Annotated in this window: 14 protein-coding genes; 1 reads left to right on the forward strand and 13 read right to left on the reverse strand. The window is 67.6% G+C overall.

Annotated elements, in window-relative coordinates; all coding sequences use genetic code 11:
• Positions 1-32: 32 nt before the first annotated feature.
• Entirely contained in the window at positions 33-3,488 is a 3,456-nt protein-coding gene (gene dnaE, locus ACI8U3_RS05290) for a DNA polymerase III subunit alpha (protein WP_415013827.1), read from the reverse strand.
• Between the two features lie 281 nt (positions 3,489-3,769).
• On the opposite strand from dnaE, the gene ACI8U3_RS05295 reads away from it, so the two are divergent.
• A complete protein-coding gene (locus tag ACI8U3_RS05295; protein WP_415013828.1) occupies positions 3,770-3,886 on the forward strand; it encodes a hypothetical protein in 117 nt (38 codons plus the stop codon).
• A 4-nt stretch (positions 3,887-3,890) separates the two neighbouring features.
• Here ACI8U3_RS05295 and ACI8U3_RS05300 read toward each other — a convergent pair whose 3' ends face one another.
• The 12 genes from ACI8U3_RS05300 to ACI8U3_RS05355 form a co-directional block, all read right to left on the reverse strand.
• Positions 3,891-4,592 carry an ABC transporter ATP-binding protein gene (locus ACI8U3_RS05300; protein ID WP_415013829.1) on the reverse strand — a complete coding sequence of 234 codons (702 nt, stop codon included), beginning with the start codon at positions 4,590-4,592 and terminating at the stop codon, positions 3,891-3,893.
• The gene (locus ACI8U3_RS05305; RefSeq protein ID WP_415013830.1) at positions 4,585-5,883 is read right to left on the reverse strand and encodes a lipoprotein-releasing ABC transporter permease subunit; all 1,299 of its coding nucleotides are present in this window, start codon (positions 5,881-5,883) and stop codon (positions 4,585-4,587) included. The genes ACI8U3_RS05300 and ACI8U3_RS05305 overlap by 8 nt, the downstream gene beginning before the upstream one ends.
• Positions 5,880-7,196: a proline--tRNA ligase gene (gene proS / locus ACI8U3_RS05310; protein WP_415013831.1), complete on the reverse strand. Its 1,317-nt coding sequence runs from the start codon at positions 7,194-7,196 to the stop codon at positions 5,880-5,882. The genes ACI8U3_RS05305 and proS overlap by 4 nt, the downstream gene beginning before the upstream one ends.
• 90 nt (positions 7,197-7,286) lie before the next feature.
• A complete protein-coding gene (locus tag ACI8U3_RS05315; RefSeq protein ID WP_415014044.1) occupies positions 7,287-7,541 on the reverse strand; it encodes a DUF1467 family protein in 255 nt (84 codons plus the stop codon).
• A complete protein-coding gene (gene mce, locus ACI8U3_RS05320) occupies positions 7,541-7,966 on the reverse strand; it encodes a methylmalonyl-CoA epimerase (protein ID WP_415013832.1) in 426 nt (141 codons plus the stop codon). Before mce ends, ACI8U3_RS05315 begins: the two co-directional genes overlap by 1 nt.
• Before the next feature lie 38 nt (positions 7,967-8,004).
• Positions 8,005-8,523, reverse strand: a complete 519-nt coding sequence (locus tag ACI8U3_RS05325; protein ID WP_415013833.1) for a hypothetical protein — start codon at positions 8,521-8,523, stop codon at positions 8,005-8,007.
• A gap of 55 nt (positions 8,524-8,578) precedes the next feature.
• Complete coding sequence (locus ACI8U3_RS05330; protein WP_415013834.1) at positions 8,579-9,505, reverse strand: hypothetical protein; 927 nt, start codon at positions 9,503-9,505, stop codon at positions 8,579-8,581.
• 25 nt (positions 9,506-9,530) lie between these two features.
• The gene (locus tag ACI8U3_RS05335; RefSeq protein WP_415013835.1) at positions 9,531-11,204 is read right to left on the reverse strand and encodes a ribonuclease J; all 1,674 of its coding nucleotides are present in this window, start codon (positions 11,202-11,204) and stop codon (positions 9,531-9,533) included.
• Positions 11,201-11,983, reverse strand: coding sequence for a type III pantothenate kinase (locus tag ACI8U3_RS05340; RefSeq protein ID WP_415014045.1), 783 nt, complete (start codon positions 11,981-11,983; stop codon positions 11,201-11,203). The genes ACI8U3_RS05335 and ACI8U3_RS05340 overlap by 4 nt, the downstream gene beginning before the upstream one ends.
• Positions 11,980-12,732, reverse strand: coding sequence for a biotin--[acetyl-CoA-carboxylase] ligase (locus ACI8U3_RS05345; RefSeq protein ID WP_415013836.1), 753 nt, complete (start codon positions 12,730-12,732; stop codon positions 11,980-11,982). The genes ACI8U3_RS05340 and ACI8U3_RS05345 overlap by 4 nt, the downstream gene beginning before the upstream one ends.
• Entirely contained in the window at positions 12,733-14,178 is a 1,446-nt protein-coding gene (gene nuoN / locus ACI8U3_RS05350; protein WP_415013837.1) for an NADH-quinone oxidoreductase subunit NuoN, read from the reverse strand.
• A gap of 7 nt (positions 14,179-14,185) precedes the next feature.
• Positions 14,186-15,670, reverse strand: a complete 1,485-nt coding sequence (locus tag ACI8U3_RS05355; RefSeq protein ID WP_415013838.1) for an NADH-quinone oxidoreductase subunit M — start codon at positions 15,668-15,670, stop codon at positions 14,186-14,188.
• Position 15,671 lies beyond the last annotated feature (1 nt).

Raw genomic sequence — 15,671 nt, forward strand, 5'->3', positions numbered from 1 at the left:
AATGACGCATTAGCTAACGCGCTTGCGCCGCCTCACGCATCCTCCAGCATCACCACGCCCGGCGCGGACTTCAGCGCCCCGCGCAGGGACGCGTCCAGCCGGTAGCGGCCGGGCAGCTTCATATCCACCTCTGTGCGGCCCTCCAGAGAAGCGACCAGCACCACCTCCCCGCCCCGCTCGCTGGCCGCGCGGTCCAGCCTTGAGCGCAGGGCGTCAAGCTCGGCCGCGCGCGGCGACACGTGGATGCGCAGGCCCACGGCCGCCTGCTCCACCGCCGTGTCGATGGGGCTGGCGGAATCGCCGAAGAAGCGCACCTCCCCGTCCGCCGCCTTGGCTCGCACCCGCACCAGAACCGCCGCGCCGGGCTCCAGCACCTCGCGGCAGTTGCGAAGTTGCTCGGGCGGGAACAGGCATTCGAACTCGCCGGTGGGGTCCGAGAAGGTGACGAAGGCGAATTTCTCGCCGGTCCGCGCGCTGGCCCGCTCCTGACGACGGCGCACCACGCCGGCCATGTTGAACGCCTCGTGCCCGGCCTCGGCCAGACCCAGGGCCTCGGCCACGAAGGTCACGCGCTTCCTGCGCTTCAGCACCTCGGCCATGTCTTCCAGCGGGTGCCCGGACAGATAGAAGCCGACAGCCGACAGTTCCTCGTCCAGTCGCTCAGGCCCGACCCAGGGCTCCACGGGCGTCAGACGCGGCCGCGCCGCGCCGGCCTGATCGCCGCCGAACAGGCTTACCTGCGACGAGGCGCGCTCGGCCGCTACGCTCTGGCAATAGGCCATCAGCTTGTCGGCCTGCTCGAACAGCTGACGCCGGTTCGGATGGATGCTGTCGAAAGCGCCCGACCGGGCCAGGTTTTCCAGCGCCCGCTTGTTGACGCTGCGCGGATCGACCCGCTCCAGGAAGTCGAAGATATCCGCGAACGGCCCGCCCTCTTCCCGCACGGCCTGGACGTGGCGCATGGCCTCCAGCCCCACATTGCGGATGGCGCCCAGCGCATAGAGCACCGCCCCCTTGCCCTCATCGTCGAAGGCCACGTCGAAATCGGCCGAGGAGGCGTTGATGTCCGGCGAGCGGATCGGCACCTCGAACCGCCGCGCATCCTGATAGAACACCGCCAGCTTGTCAGTGTTCGAGATATCCAGGCTCATGGACGCGGCGAAGAATTCCACCGGATGGTTGGCCTTCAGCCAGCCGGTCTGGAACGAGATCATCGCATAGGCGGCGGCGTGTGACTTGTTGAAGCCGTACCCGGCGAACTTGGCCACAAGATCGAAGATGCCGCCCGACTGTTCCTCCGGGACCCCCTTTTCCGACGCGCCCTTGGTGAAGCGCGCCCGCTGGAAGTCCATCTCCTCTTTCTTCTTCTTGCCCATGGCGCGACGCAGCAGGTCGGCCTCGCCCAGGCTGTAGCCGGCCAGGATCTGGGCGATCTTCATCACCTGTTCCTGATAGATGATGACGCCGTAGGTCTCGGTCAGAACCTCGGTCAGGCTGGGATGCAGATAGTCCACCTCGGCCCGCCCGAACTTGCGGTCGATATAGGTGTCGATCATCTCCATCGGGCCCGGCCGATACAGCGAGATCAGGGCGGTGATCTCCTCGATTGAGCCGCAGCGCATCTTGCGCAGGGTGTCGCGCATGCCCTGGGATTCCAGCTGGAACACCCCGACGGTCTGGCCCGAGGCCATCAGCTCATAGGTGCGCGCGTCGTCCAGCGGCAGGCGGCTCCATTCCGGCGCCGCCCCGCGCCGTTCCAGATACCCCCGCGCCCGGTCCAGCACCGTCAGGGTCTTCAGGCCCAGGAAGTCGAACTTCACCAGCCCCGCCGGCTCCACCCACTTCATGTTGAACTGGGTGGCCGGGATGTCCGAACGCGGATCCTGATACAGCGGCACCAGTTCGGTCAGCGGCCGGTCGCCGATCACCACGCCCGCCGCGTGGGTCGAGGCGTTGCGGTACAGGCCTTCCAGCTCCAGCGCCGTGTCCAGCAGGTGGCGCACCGAGGCCTCGGCGGCGCGGGCCTCCTTCAGGCGTGGCTCGATCTCGATGGCCTGGGCCAGGGTCACCGGATTGGCGGGGTTGGCCGGGACCATCTTGGCGAGGCGGTCCACCTGTCCCAGCGGCATCTGCAGCACCCGGCCCACGTCGCGCAGCACGGCCCGCGCCTGCAAGGTGCCGAAGGTGATGATCTGGGCCACCCGGTCCGCGCCGTAATGCTGCTGGACGTAGGTGATGACCTCCTCGCGCCGCTCCTGACAGAAGTCGATGTCGAAGTCGGGCATGGACACCCGTTCGGGGTTCAGGAATCGCTCGAACAGCAGGCCGAACCGCATGGGGTCCAGATCGGTGATGGTCAGGGACCAGGCCACCAGCGAACCGGCGCCCGAGCCCCGGCCCGGTCCCACGGGAATCCCGTGCGCCTTTGCCCATTTGATGAAGTCCGACACGATCAGGAAGTAGCCGGGGAAGCCCATCTGCTGGATGATGGACACCTCCCACTCCAGCCGCTTCCAGTAGTCCTCCTCCGGCGCCGACAGGGTCAGGCCGTCCAGCCGCGCCTTCAGGCCCTCGCGGGCCTGGTGCATCAGTTCGTCGGCCTCGTTACGGCCCGCGCCGGTGTCGAACCGCGGCAGGATCGGCGCGCGGGTCTGCACCAGAAAGGCGCAGCGGCGGGCGATCTCGATGGTGTTGTCGCAGGCCTCGGGCAGGTCGGCGAACAGGGCGCGCATGTCGGCGGCGGACTTGAACCAGTGCTGGCCCGTGACCCGGCGGCGGTCGTCCTGGCCGATGAAGGCCCCGTCGGCGATGCACATCAGGGCGTCGTGGGACTTGGCCTGCCGCGCCTCGGCGTAATGGACGTCATTGGTGGCGACCAACGGCACGTCGCTGTCATAGGCCCAGCGCACCAGTCCCGGCTCGGCGGCCTTCTCGGCGTCCAGGCCGTGGCGCTGCAGCTCCACATAGAAGCGATCGCCGAAGGCCGCCTTCATGGTGTCCAGCGCCGCCCGCGCCTCGGCGGTCTTGCCCCCCGCGAACAGGCAGTCCACCGGCCCGTCCGGCCCGCCCGACAGCAGGATCAGACCCTCGGCGTGCTGCTCCACCAGCGACCACGGCACGCCCGGCTCGGCCAGCTCCATGGAGCCCAGATATGCGGCCGACGACAGGGCGCACAGGTTCAGCCAGCCGGCCTCGTTCTGGGCGATCAGGACGACCGTGGGCGTCTTGGCCCAGCGCTGGCTCATCCGCCCGCCGATCTCCAGCACCGGCAACGCGCAGGCAATGATGGGCTGCACCCCGGCGTCGCGCGCGGCCTGGCTGAACTCCAGCGCCCCGAACAGGTTGGCGCGGTCCGCGACGCCCACGGCGGGCATGCCCTGCCCGGCCGCCAGTTGCCCGACCTTGCCCGCCTTGATCGCGCCTTCCAGCAACGAATAGGCCGACTTGACCCGAAGATGGATGAACCCGTTACCGGCCTCGTGCGCCACGCCTTGCTCCGAAACTCATGGGTCGGGGCGGCGTCACGTCACCAGAAAAGCGACCTGCCAGACCACCCAGACAACCCCGGCGCACGATGCCAGAGACAGCGATTCCCGAACCAGACGCGTCATGCCTTATCCCCAGAAGTGATGTTCCGGGAATGTTCTATGTTCTGTTTTTGTTTCGGTCAACCGCAGATTTGTCTCAGGACTCGCCGAGGCCTGTTGTAGACTGACACCAACGCCCTTCCCCGCCCTTCCGGCGGCCGCCGGCGCCCGGAGCGCCTGTCATGGCCAAGGGTCAGAAACGCAGCACCAAGGAAATCCGCAAACCCAAGGCGGAGAAGACCAAGCCCCCTATCACCGTCGGCGCCTCGCCCTTCACCGTCCCGCCCGGCAAGAAGTAGGGGCTCAGTAGGCCTGGCTCTGGGCCGGGCGCTCTTCCAGATGGCCGTCGCGCAGGGCGAAGACCCGGTCCATGTGACCGGCCAGCTCCATATTGTGGGTGGCGATCAGGGCGGCGACGCCCGTGGTCTTGGCCAGTTCGCGCAGGGATTCGAACACCGCCTGGCTGGTGCTTGGGTCCAGGTTGCCTGTGGGCTCATCGGCCAGCAGCAGGCGCGGCTGGTTGGCCAGCGCCCGGGCCACGGCGACCCGCTGCTGCTCGCCGCCCGACAGCTGCGCCGGCTGGTGCGTCAGCCGCTCGCCCAGCCCCAGAGCCGTCAGCAGCTCTGACGCCCGCCCCCGGGCCACGCTGTGCGACACGCCGTTGATGCGCATGGGCAGGGCCACGTTGTCGCCTGCGTCGAACTCCGGCAGCAGGTGATGGAACTGGTAGACGAACCCCACCTTGGCCAGACGGATGCGCGTACGCGCCCGCTCCGGCAGGGCGCCCACGTCCTGACCATCGATCATCACCTGACCGTCGGTGGGCCGCTCCAGCAGGCCGGCGGCGTGCAGCAGCGACGACTTGCCCGAGCCCGAGGGCCCGATCAGACCGACCACCTCGCCCGGAAACACGTCCAGATCGACGCCTTTCAACACCTGCAGACCGCCCTGGGCGGTGTCATAGGTGCGCGTCACGCCCCGCAGGGACAGTACGGGGCTACTCATAGCGAAGGGCCTCCACCGGATCGATGCGCGAGGCGTTCCATGACGGCGGCAGGCTGGCGAGGCAGGACATCAGCAGCGACCACACCGTGACCCAGAACACGTCGCCCGGATCGACCAGGGCCGGCACGCCGTCCAGCATATAAACGTCCGCGGGGAACAGTTGCACCTGCAGGACCCACTCGAGGAAGCTCTGGATGGCGCCGATGTTCCAGCAGAACAGAAGCCCGAGGACGAGGCCCGCCAACGTCCCCGCCACGCCGATGGTCGCCCCGGCCATGAAGAAGATGCGAAGGATCGACGACGGGCTGGCCCCGATGGTGCGCAGGATGGCGATGTCGCGCCCCTTGTTCTTCACCAGCATGACGATGCCCGAGATGATGTTCATGGCCGCGATGGCCACCACGAGGCCCAGAATAATGCCCATGGCCACGCGCTCGATCTTCAGCGCGCTCCAGAAGGCCGCCATGGTGTTGCGCCAGTCGCTGACCAGCGCGCCCTGCCCCGCCGCTTCGGCCACCGGCTGGACATAGCGAGCCACCTGATCCGGCTCCTCCACCTTCATCTCGATGGCGTCCCACATACCTTCCTTGCCGAAGAACAACTGCGCCTGCTCCAGCGGCATGAAGACATAGGCGCGGTCATAATCCGCCGCGCCCGACTGGAAGATGCCGCCGATCACATAGGTCTTGGACGTGCCCAGATCGCCGAACGCCGTGGCCCCGCCCTGGGGCGAGATCAGCGTCATCAGATCGCCGATGCGCAGGCCCATCTGGTCCGCCAAAGCCTGGCCGATCAAGATATTGTCGCCGCCGTACTCGCCCTGTCCGAACCGGGCGCGGGCCTCCTCGTCCAGGCTCTGATAGACGAAGCTCATGGAGTTCAGGTTTTCCGGCGCGATGCCTCGAACTACCCCGCCAGTCGTGCGGCCGTGGGCGGTGAACATGGCGGGAGACTCGGTCAGGGGCGTGACACTGACGATGCCGGGCACTTCGCGGATGCGTTCGAGCGCCTGCTCCCGGTCCGGCGCCTCCAGCACCTGACCGTGCACATACATGTGCCCGTTGAACGATAGCATCCGGTTCAGCAGCTCGGTGCGGAACCCGGACATGATGCTCATGACGCTGATCAGCACGGCCACGGCCAGCATGATGCCGATGAAACTGATCACGGCGATCAGGGCGACCCCGCCCTCCTTGCGCTTGGCGCGCAGATAGCGAAGGGCCAGGCCGAGCTCCCAGGCGCTGAACGCCCCGGCGGGCTTGGCGGGCTTCCCGGCGGTCGTGTCGGTCATGCGGTCAGCTTCTGCAGGGCCGCGTCCAGCGGCAGGGTCTCGCGTTCGCCCGTGGCGCGGCGCTTCAGCTCCACCACCCCGTCGGCCAGGCCCTTGGGCCCGATGATCAGTTGCCACGGCAGGCCGATCAGGTCGGCGGTGGCGAACTTGCCGCCGGGACGCTCATCGCGGTCGTCGTACAGCACCGTCTTGCCCGCCGCCTCGAGCCGGGCGGTGGCGTCCTCACAGGCGGCCGAGACCGCCTCGTCATTGGGGCGCAGATTGATGACGCCCACGTCGAACGGGGCCACGGCCTCGGGCCAGATGATGCCGGCGTCGTCGTGGCTGGCCTCGATGATCGCCCCGATCAGGCGCGAGACGCCGACGCCATAGCTGCCCATGTGCACGGGCACGTCCTTGCCGTCCGGCCCGGCCACGATGGCCTTCATGGGCTTGGAGTACTTGGTGCCGAAATAGAAGATATGGCCCACCTCGATGCCGCGCGCGGTCAGGCGATCGCCCTCGGCCACCTCGGCGTCAAAGCGGTCCGCCTCGTGCATTTCTTCGGTGGCGGCGTAGAGCGACGTTCGCTGATCAACGGTTGACTGCAGATCGTTCCAGTCCACGTCCGGACCGGGCGCCGGCATGTCCACCAGACGGCGGTCGCAGAACACCTGGCTCTCGCCCGTGTCGGCCAGGATGACGAACTCGTGGCTCAGATCGCCGCCGATGGGGCCGGTGTCGGCGCGCATGGGCACGGCCTTCAGGCCCAGCCGCGAGAAGGTGTTCAGATAGGCCACGAACATGCGGTTGTAGGACTTGCGGGCGCCCGCCTCGTCCACGTCGAACGAATAGGCGTCCTTCATCAGGAACTCGCGCCCGCGCATCACCCCGAACCGGGGCCGTTGCTCGTCGCGGAACTTCCACTGGATGTTGAACAGGTTCAGCGGCAGGTCGCGATAGCTCTTCACGAAACCGCGGAAGATGTCGGTGACCACTTCCTCGGCCGTGGGGCCGTACAGCATGTCGCGCTTGTGCCGGTCGACGATGCGCAGCATCTCCGGCCCATAGGCGTCATAGCGGCCGGACTCGCGCCACAGCTCGGCCAGCTGGATGGTCGGCATCAGGATTTCAACGGCGCCCGCCCGCTCCTGCTCCTCGCGGACGATCTGCTCGATCTTCTTGAGCACCCGCAGGCCCAGCGGCAGCCAGGCGTAGATGCCCGCCGCCTCCTGACAGATCAGGCCCGCGCGCAGCATCAGCCGGTGCGAGACGATCTGCGCCTCGGACGGCGTCTCCTTGAGGGTGGGCAGGAAGTAGCGCGAAAGACGCATCGGGAATCCGTTTTTAACTGAGCCTACGCCTTTAGCCGGGGCGCCGGGGGATAGGCAATCAAAGTCGACTCGGTTCCCGACTTGTCGAAATCACCCCGCGCCCGGCAGGTCCGGCAGCGGCAGGATCCCGGTGAAGATGATCGCCATGATCACGGCCCAGACGATGGCCGAAACCCAGGTTGTGGTGATGAATTTCTTCTTCAGGTTCGGATTGGCTGGCGCGCCCCAGTCGCCGCCGTCGGTCTGACGCTCGCGCGGCCCCTGATTCATGCCCAGCGGCAGGACCGCGAACAGCACGGTCCACCAGACCACGAAATAGATGGCGATGGCTGTGGTCGGTCCGATCATGGGTGCGGCTCCTTCGGTGTTTCCATCAGCTCCACCAGCACTCCGCCCATATCCTTCGGATGCACGAAGATGATGGGCGTGCCGTGGGCGCCGATGCGCGGTTCGCCGGTCCCCAGAATGGTCGCCCCCCTGGCGCGCAGGGCGTCACGGGCCGCGATGATGTCCTCGACCTCGTAACAGACGTGGTGCTGGCCGCCCCTGGGGTTCTTGGCCAGAAAGCCGTGGATCGGTGAATCGTCGCCCAGCGGCTCGATCAGCTCGATCTGGCTGTTGGGCAGGTCGATGAAACAGACCCGCACCCCCTGCGCCGGCAGGTCAAACGGCTTGCCCACCGCCGTCGCGCCCAGCAGGTCGCGGTACATGGCTGTCGAGGTCTCGATGGAGGGCGTGGCCACTCCAACATGGTTCAATCGTCCGATCATCGGTCTGGCTTAGACCGTTTGGATCGCGGGGGCGAGACTCAGCACGCGGGCTGCGACGACGCATCCTCGTCCGCATCGGCGCCGGTCAGATCGCGCAGGTTCCAGTCGTTCTGGACGCTGCGGACATTAATGATGCGCCATTCACCGTTGTCGCGGCGGCACAGGTCATAGGCCATGGACACAGGCCGCCCGGCCCGGTCGAAGCGCGCCACGACCGATGAGCCGTCCGGCCCGGCCGCCAGCTCTTCCACCACCAGCTCGTCGATCGCCCCGTCCTGGGCGTCCAGACGATAGTCGAAACCGATCCCCTCCTCGCCCGACAGGCCGTCCACCAGCGGCTCGGCGAAATACAGGCGCACATGGGGCGCGGCGGTGGGAATCTGCGGCTCCATGTACAGGGCCTGCACCAGATCCTCCGGCGTCATGGCCTCTGGCGCGGGCGCCGGAACCGGCTCGGCGGCAGGCACCGCCTCATTGGCCTCGATCCGCTCGGGCCGGTCACAGGCCGCCACGGCGAGAAGCGCTGCAAGAAAGGCGAAGCGAACCCTGACGCTCATGATGATCTCCCTGTCGAGGCCTGAAGCTGGGCGCAAAGCCCTGCCCTGTCCACCGTCAAACGCACTCCGCGCCGAGCCCCGGCGCGCGCACAGCCAGAAGCGCCCCGGACCGCTCTTCACGCGTCATCACGCCTGCATCCTCGAGCAGGCACCCGATCACAGTGTTTGAGTTGGGGGCCAGCACGCCATAGGTGGCTTCAGCCTCTTCAAGCTCGCGGGCCGCTGCCTCCAACCGCTCCAGCGCGTCCCCCGCAACCTCGTCCGATACGCGGGTCATCAGGTGCACCGCCTGCCCCGAAGACGGAAAATCGTAGGCGCCGACCTCGTACGTCTGAAGCCTCGCGCGCAGTTGGTTCGGGTGTTCCGCGTCGTCGTCCAGCTTCTCGTTCACGCTGGCGGAAAACACCGTGGCCTCGCCCTGTTCAGGCACGACCAGGATGTAGGCATGGCGCGGAAAGAACATGAAGTGCGCCATGTGCCGGGTCACATAAACCATCGGCGCCGTGTCCGGCCCCATGGCCCGCAAGCCCACATAGACACCCGGCGGAAACACCCGCGCATCCAGCCCGCCGTTCAGGGCGTCCATCCGCTGGACCATGACATGCTCCAGAACGAACTGCCCCCGCCGTGATTGGTCGGCGAAATAGTCGCGGATTTCGGCCGCCTCCGGCTCGGCGCTCAGGGCCTCGCCATACAGGGCGGTGAACCTCTGGTCCGAAGCGTTTTGTCCATCCAGGGGGCTGTAGGCCAGCGCCTCCACCTCCCACAGCGCCTGACGGATCGCGCCGCCGGGCCGGTCGATGGAGAACCACAGAGCCAGGTTCACCAGCGCGAACAGCAGGAACAGGCCCACCAACGCCTGAACACCGATGACCGCCCAGCGCCGCCAGCCGTGCAGCGGGTGGCGGGCGTGGCGCACGCGCTCCAGCGCACGCCGGCCCCGCTCTCGGCCGCGGGCGGAAAGCTCTTGAAAGTTCGGCACGGCGTGCTCTCCGCGTGGGCTGAGGTTACAGCCGCAGGATGATGGTTTCCACGATCGGACGACGGTCCCAGATCTGCTGGCTGGCCTTCTTCAGCGCGCGCGCCACGGCCTGCTCGACCACCAGTTCGTCCTCAAGCGCCTCGCCCTTCAGGCCGCGCACCACGTCCTCGACCCGCTCGGCCAGATCGTCCAGGGCGTCGCCCAGCGGCGTGCCCTCGTCGCCCGGCAGGCCGATGCCGCGCACATCGATGTCGCTGACGATGCGACCGCGCTTGTCCAGGGCGAAGCTGACCACCAGCACGCCGTTGTTGGCCGCGTGGCGACGTTCGCGGATCGCTTCGCCCGCCTCGGTCACCAGCATGCCGCCGTCCACGTAAAGACGGCCGGACGGAACCTCGTCGATGATCGCCGCCGGGCCCGGCGCCAGACGGACCAGATCGCCGTTGCGCGGTGTCACCGTCTCCGGCACGCCCATGTCCTTCGCCAGATTGGCGTGCTCCATCAGGTGGCGGCGCATGCCGTGGGTGGGCACCGCGATGCGCGGGCGCACCCAGTCGTACATCTGCTTCAGTTCGTCCCGGCACGGGTGGCCGGACACGTGGATGCCGGGGTGATCCTTCTCGGTGTAGAGGCGCACGCCCCGGTCTGCGAGACGGTCTTGCAGATCGCCGATAGCCAGCTCGTTGCCCGGGATGACCCGCGACGAGAAAATGCAGTGATCGCCCGACCCCAACTTGACCACGGGGTGCGTCCCGTCAGCGATGCGCGACAGGGCCGCGCGCGCCTCGCCCTGGCTGCCGGTGCAAAGATAAAGCACTTCGTCCGGCGCCCAGACGCGGGCTTCCTCGTCCGACAGGAACGGCGGCAGGTCGCCCAGCAGGCCCACGTGCTTGGCGGCGGCCGTGATGCGGTGCATGGACCGCCCGGCCAGCGCCACGCGCCGCCCCGCCGCCTTGGCCGCCAAGGCCACGCTGTGGACCCGCGCCACATTGGAGGCGAAACAGCCCACGGCCACACGGCCACGCAGGGGCTTGATCAGATCGACCAGAGCATCGGCCACGCCGCCCTCGGAGCCGGCGACGCCGTCCACGAAGACATTGGTGGAATCGCCCACCATCGCCAGCACGCCCTCATCACCCAGCCGGGACAACCTCTTGCCATCGGTCTGCGACCCGACCACGGGGTCGTCGTCGATCTTCCAGTCGCCGGTGTGCATCACCGTGCCCAGCGGGGTCTTGATGGCGATGCCGTTCGGCTCGGCGATGGAGTGCGTCATGGTGACGAACTCGCATTCGAACGGCCCCAGATTGACCGTGCCGCCCAGCGGCACCTCGTGCAGCTTGGCTTCCTGCAGCAGGTTCTGCTCGCGCAGTTTGTCGCGGATCAGATAGGCGGTGAACGGCGTGGCGTAGAGCGGCGCCTGGAGGCGCGGCCACAGCCAGCCCAGGGCGCCGATGTGGTCCTCGTGGGCGTGGGTCAGCAGGATGCCGAGAATTTTCTCGCCCTTCAGGGCCTCGGGATCGGGCACGATGATGTCGACGCCGGGCGTCGACAGGTCGCCGAAGGTCACGCCCACATCGACGATGATCCACTTGCGGTCGTGGGCCGGGCCGAAGCCGTAGGCGTTCAGGTTCATGCCGATCTCTCCGGAACCGCCCAGCGGCAGGAAGACCAGTTCGTCTTGATTTGATTTTTTCATGTTGTTTTCAGATGGGCGTTGCGACGCCAGATTTCCAGAAGGCCGCGGATGGTCAGATCCGCGTCGAAGTGATCGATGCTGTCGGTTGCGCCCTCGAACAGGCTGGCCACGCCGCCGGTTCCGATGACGGTCATGGGTTTCGCCCATTCGGCCTTCATGCGTGCCACCATGCCCTCGATCAGCGAGACATAGCCCCAGAACACGCCGGACTGCATGTTGGACACCGTGTCCTTGCCGATGACCCGGTCCGGCTTCTGGATGGCGATGCGGGGCAGCATGGCCGCCGCCTCGTGCAGGGCCTGAAGGCTCAGATTGATTCCCGGCGCGATCACCCCGCCCTCGAACGCGCCGTCGGCGGCGATGACGTCAAAGGTGGTGGCGGTGCCGGAGTCGATGACGATCAGGTCGCCGGAATATTTCAGATGCGCCCCGATGGCGTTGACCAGTCGGTCGGCGCCCGCCTCGCTGGGCTTGGTGATGCGCACCGGAATGCCCAGGTCCACATTGTCCCCGATCACCAGCGGCTCGACGTTCAGATAGCGCCTCGACAGGTTCTTCAGGTTGAAGATCGACTGGGGCACGACGCTGGAGATGATGCAGCCCTGCAGGGCCGCCATCTTGATGTCCCGCATGGACAGCAGCTGACTCAGCCAGACAGCGTATTCGTCGGCGGTGCGGGTGGACTCGGTGGCCGTGCGCCACTGGGCGATCCAGTCCGCCCCGTCGTGCACTGCGAACAGGGTGTTGGTGTTGCCTTGCTCGATGGCCAGAAGCATCAGACCGCCTCCCCGAAGAACACGTCGCCCGCCGAAATGCGCCGCAGGTCGCCCGAGGGCAAGCGCAGGCGCAGCGCCCCGTCCGGCTCCACGCCCTCGGCCTGGCCCGTCAGTGTCTCATGACTCAGCCGCGCGGTGCAGGGGCCATGCAGGCCCGGCGCGCGCGCAGCCCAGGCGTCCAGGACCGGCTGGAAACCCAGCGTCATCCAGCGGTCCATCCATGTGGCGAACGCTTGCGCCAGCGCCTCGGCCGCCCGCTCAATGGACGGCGGCGCGCCCACGTCCCCACGCAGGTGATCGGCCAGCGCCGTGGCGGGCCGCTCGGTGCCGGTCGGCGCATGGGCCAGATTGACCCCGATCCCGACCGCCAGCCACAGCCCGCCGCTGTCGTGGGCGCCGGATTCCAGCAGAATGCCGCTGGCCTTCTTGCCGTCCAGCATCACGTCATTGGGCCATTTGATGCTGACCAGCGCGGGCGGGGCGTACGCGTCCAGCAGGTCCGCAACGGCCAGCGCCGCCACGAAGGTCAACTGCGCCGCCTCGGCGGGCGGGCGATGAACCACGGTCAGCAGGGTCGCCGCCAGGTTGCCCGTCTCGCTGGACCATTCCCGGCCGCGTCGGCCCCGGCCCGCCGACTGGCGCCGCGCCACGATCCACAGCGGCCCGGTCTCGCCGCGCTCGGCCATGCGCCGCGCCTCGGCGTTGGTGGAGTCCGTGTCCTCGAGAATCAGGCGCGGTGCGGCCTCGGCCAATCAGCCCGCCCCGAAGCTGGTCGCGGCGTTGCGCGCCAGCGGCTCAAGCCAGGTCAGGGCGATCAGCACCAGCGGGAACGAGAACGCCGCGGCGGCCCAGCCGACCCACTGGGCGTCACGCGGCGACGGATCCACCGCCCCCTCGCCTTCCGGCGGCGCGTCGAACCACATCACCTTGATGATGCGCAGATAGTAGAAGGCCGCCACGACCGACGCGACCAGACCCAGCGCCGCCACGATCCAGTAGCCCGCCTGCAGCGCCGCGCCGAACACATAGAACTTGCCCCAGAAACCGGCGAAGGGCGGCATGCCCAGCACCGACAGGGACAGCACCGTGATGGCGATGGTGGTGACCGGCTTGTCCTTGCGCAGGCCCGCCAGGTCGGCGATGCGCCGGATCGGACGACCGCCCCGCGACAGGGCCATCAGCAGGGCGAAGAAGCCGACCGTGTCGATCATGTAGAAGGTCATGAACAGCAGCAGGGCCTGCAGACCCGCCTGCGTCCCCGCCGTGATGGCCAGCAGCGCATAGCCGATGTTGGCGATGGACGAGTAGGCCAGCAGCCGCTGGATGTCCCGCTGAGCCAGGCCGCCGAAGGCGCCCACCGCGAACGAGATCAGCGAGATGATCACCAGCACCTGGGCCCACTGGTCGTGGGCGCCGCCGAAGCCTTCGCTCATGGCGCGGGCGAACAGCACCATGGCCGCGAATTTGGGCGCGGTGGCGAAGAAGGCCACGACCGGGGTCGGCGCGCCCTCATAGACGTCGGGCGTCCACATGTGGAACGGCGCGGCGGACACCTTGAACGCCAGGCCGCAGATCAGGAACACCAGACCGAAGATCAGACCGGTCTCGGCCCCGCCCGCCGCCACCACGGCAATCTCGTCAAAGCGCATGGAGCCGGTGAAGCCGTAGATCAGGCTGGCGCCGTAAAGGATCAGGCCCGACGACAGGGAGCCCAGCACGAAATACTTCAGACCCGCCTCGGACGCCCGGGCGTTGTCCCGGTGGAAGGCGGCCAGCACGTACAGCGCCAGAGACTGCAGCTCCACGCCCACATAAAGCGCGATCAGGTCGCCGGCTGAGGCCATCATGCCCATGCCCACGGCCGCCAGCACGATCAGCACCGGGTACTCGAACCGCGCGATGCCGTTGCGGCGGGTCCAGCCGTCGCCCAGCACCACGGCCAGGGCGCTGGCCAGATAGATGGCGACCTTGGCGTAGACCGACATGGGGTCCGAGACGAACGCCCCGTTGAACACCATGCCCAGCGGCGCATTGGCGGCGACGCCCGCCGCGCCGATCAGCAGGGCGACGGCCAGCAGGCTGACCACGCGGCCCAGCTTCTCGCCGCCATAGGCGCCGAGCATCAGCAGGATCATCGAGCCGACGGCCAGAAGGGCCTCGGGGGCGGCGATGTGAAGGGCGAGATTGATGTCGAACATGGTCGTCTTACCCGCCGATCGCGGTCTGGTAGGCGGCGGTCACCGCGCCCACCGAAGCCTGGGTGATGTCCAGCACCGCGGCCGGATAGACGCCCAGCCAGATGGTGCCGATGATGAGCGGAACGAAGACCAGCAGCTCGCGCCGGTCGATGTCGGTAATGGCCTTCAGCGCCGGATTGGTGATCTCGCCGAACATGACGTTGCGGTACAGCGTCAGCGCATAGACCGCCGAGAAGATCACGCCCGAGGCCGCGAAGAACACCGCCCAGGTGGAGACCTGATAGGCGCCGACCATGGTCAGCACCTCGCCGATGAATCCCGAGGTGCCCGGCAGGCCCACATTGGCCATGGTGAACATCAGGAAGATGGCCGCGAACCACGGCATGCGCGACGTCAGTCCGCCGTAGAAGGCGATCTCGCGGGTGTGCATGCGGTCATAGACCACGCCCACGCACAGGAAGAGCGCCGAGGAGATCAGCCCGTGGCTGATCATCTGGAACACCGCCCCCTGCACCCCCTGATCGTTGCCGGCGAAGACGCCCATGGTCACGAAGCCCATGTGGGCCACCGACGAATAGGCGATCAGCTTCTTGATGTCGGTCTGACGGAAGGCGACCAGCGAGGTGTAGATGATGGCGATCACCGACAGCACCATCACCAGCGGGGTGAAGTACGCGGACGCCTCGGGGAACATGGGCAGGTTGAAGCGGATGAAGCCGTAGCCGCCCAGTTTCAGCAGGATGCCCGCCAGGATCACCGACCCCGCCGTCGGCGCCTGCACGTGGGCGTCGGGCAGCCAGGTGTGCACCGGCCACATGGGCATCTTCACCGCGAAAGAGGCGAAGAAGGCCAGCCACAGGAAGGCCTGCACCCCCACCGGCCAGTCCCAGGCGGTCAGCTCGGGAATGCTGGAGGTGCCCGCCGTGGCCGCCATGTACAGCATGGCCGCCAGCATCAGCACCGACCCCAGCAGGGTGTAGAGAAACAGCTTGTAGGCCGCATAGATGCGGTTCGCCCCGCCCCACACCCCGATGATGATGAACATCGGCACCAGGGTGCCTTCGAAGAAGATGTAGAACAGGAACAGGTCCAGCGCCGTGAACACGCCGATCAGCAGCGTCTCCAGGATCAGGAAGGCGATCATGTACTCCGCCACCCGCTCCTTGATGGAGGACCAGCTGGCGATGATGCAGATGGGCAGCAGGAACGCACTCAGCAGCACGAACAGGATCGAGATCCCGTCCACGCCAAGGTGATAGCTGGCCCCGGCGAACCAGGGGACCATCTCCACGAATTGATAGTCGGGGTTCGACGGATCGAACCCGGCCACCAGCACGACCGAGACGGCCAGCACGACCAGGCTGGCGATCAGGGCGATCCAGCGGGCCGGACCGGCGGCGGCTTCCTCGGACTTCGCCGCGACGCGCGCGATCAGCACGGCCATGGCGCCCAGAAGGGGCAGGAAGGTGACGATGCTCAGGATGTAGGGCACG

Origin of the sequence: Brevundimonas sp., assembly GCF_047617075.1 — a bacterium.
Classification (GTDB): domain Bacteria; phylum Pseudomonadota; class Alphaproteobacteria; order Caulobacterales; family Caulobacteraceae; genus Brevundimonas.

Excerpts from the sequence above, each read along its gene's own strand:
- ACI8U3_RS05300 (WP_415013829.1), bottom strand. The coding sequence starts at position 4,592 with ATGAGTAGCCCCGTACTGTCCCTGCGGGGCGTGACGCGCACCTATGAC.
- mce (WP_415013832.1), bottom strand. The coding sequence starts at position 7,966 with ATGATCGGACGATTGAACCATGTTGGAGTGGCCACGCCCTCCATCGAG.
- ACI8U3_RS05325 (WP_415013833.1), bottom strand. The coding sequence starts at position 8,523 with ATGAGCGTCAGGGTTCGCTTCGCCTTTCTTGCAGCGCTTCTCGCCGTG.
- ACI8U3_RS05335 (WP_415013835.1), bottom strand. The coding sequence starts at position 11,204 with ATGAAAAAATCAAATCAAGACGAACTGGTCTTCCTGCCGCTGGGCGGT.
- ACI8U3_RS05295 (WP_415013828.1), top strand. The coding sequence starts at position 3,770 with ATGGCCAAGGGTCAGAAACGCAGCACCAAGGAAATCCGCAAACCCAAG.
- ACI8U3_RS05305 (WP_415013830.1), bottom strand. The coding sequence starts at position 5,883 with ATGACCGACACGACCGCCGGGAAGCCCGCCAAGCCCGCCGGGGCGTTC.
- proS (WP_415013831.1), bottom strand. The coding sequence starts at position 7,196 with ATGCGTCTTTCGCGCTACTTCCTGCCCACCCTCAAGGAGACGCCGTCC.
- nuoN (WP_415013837.1), bottom strand. The coding sequence starts at position 14,178 with ATGTTCGACATCAATCTCGCCCTTCACATCGCCGCCCCCGAGGCCCTT.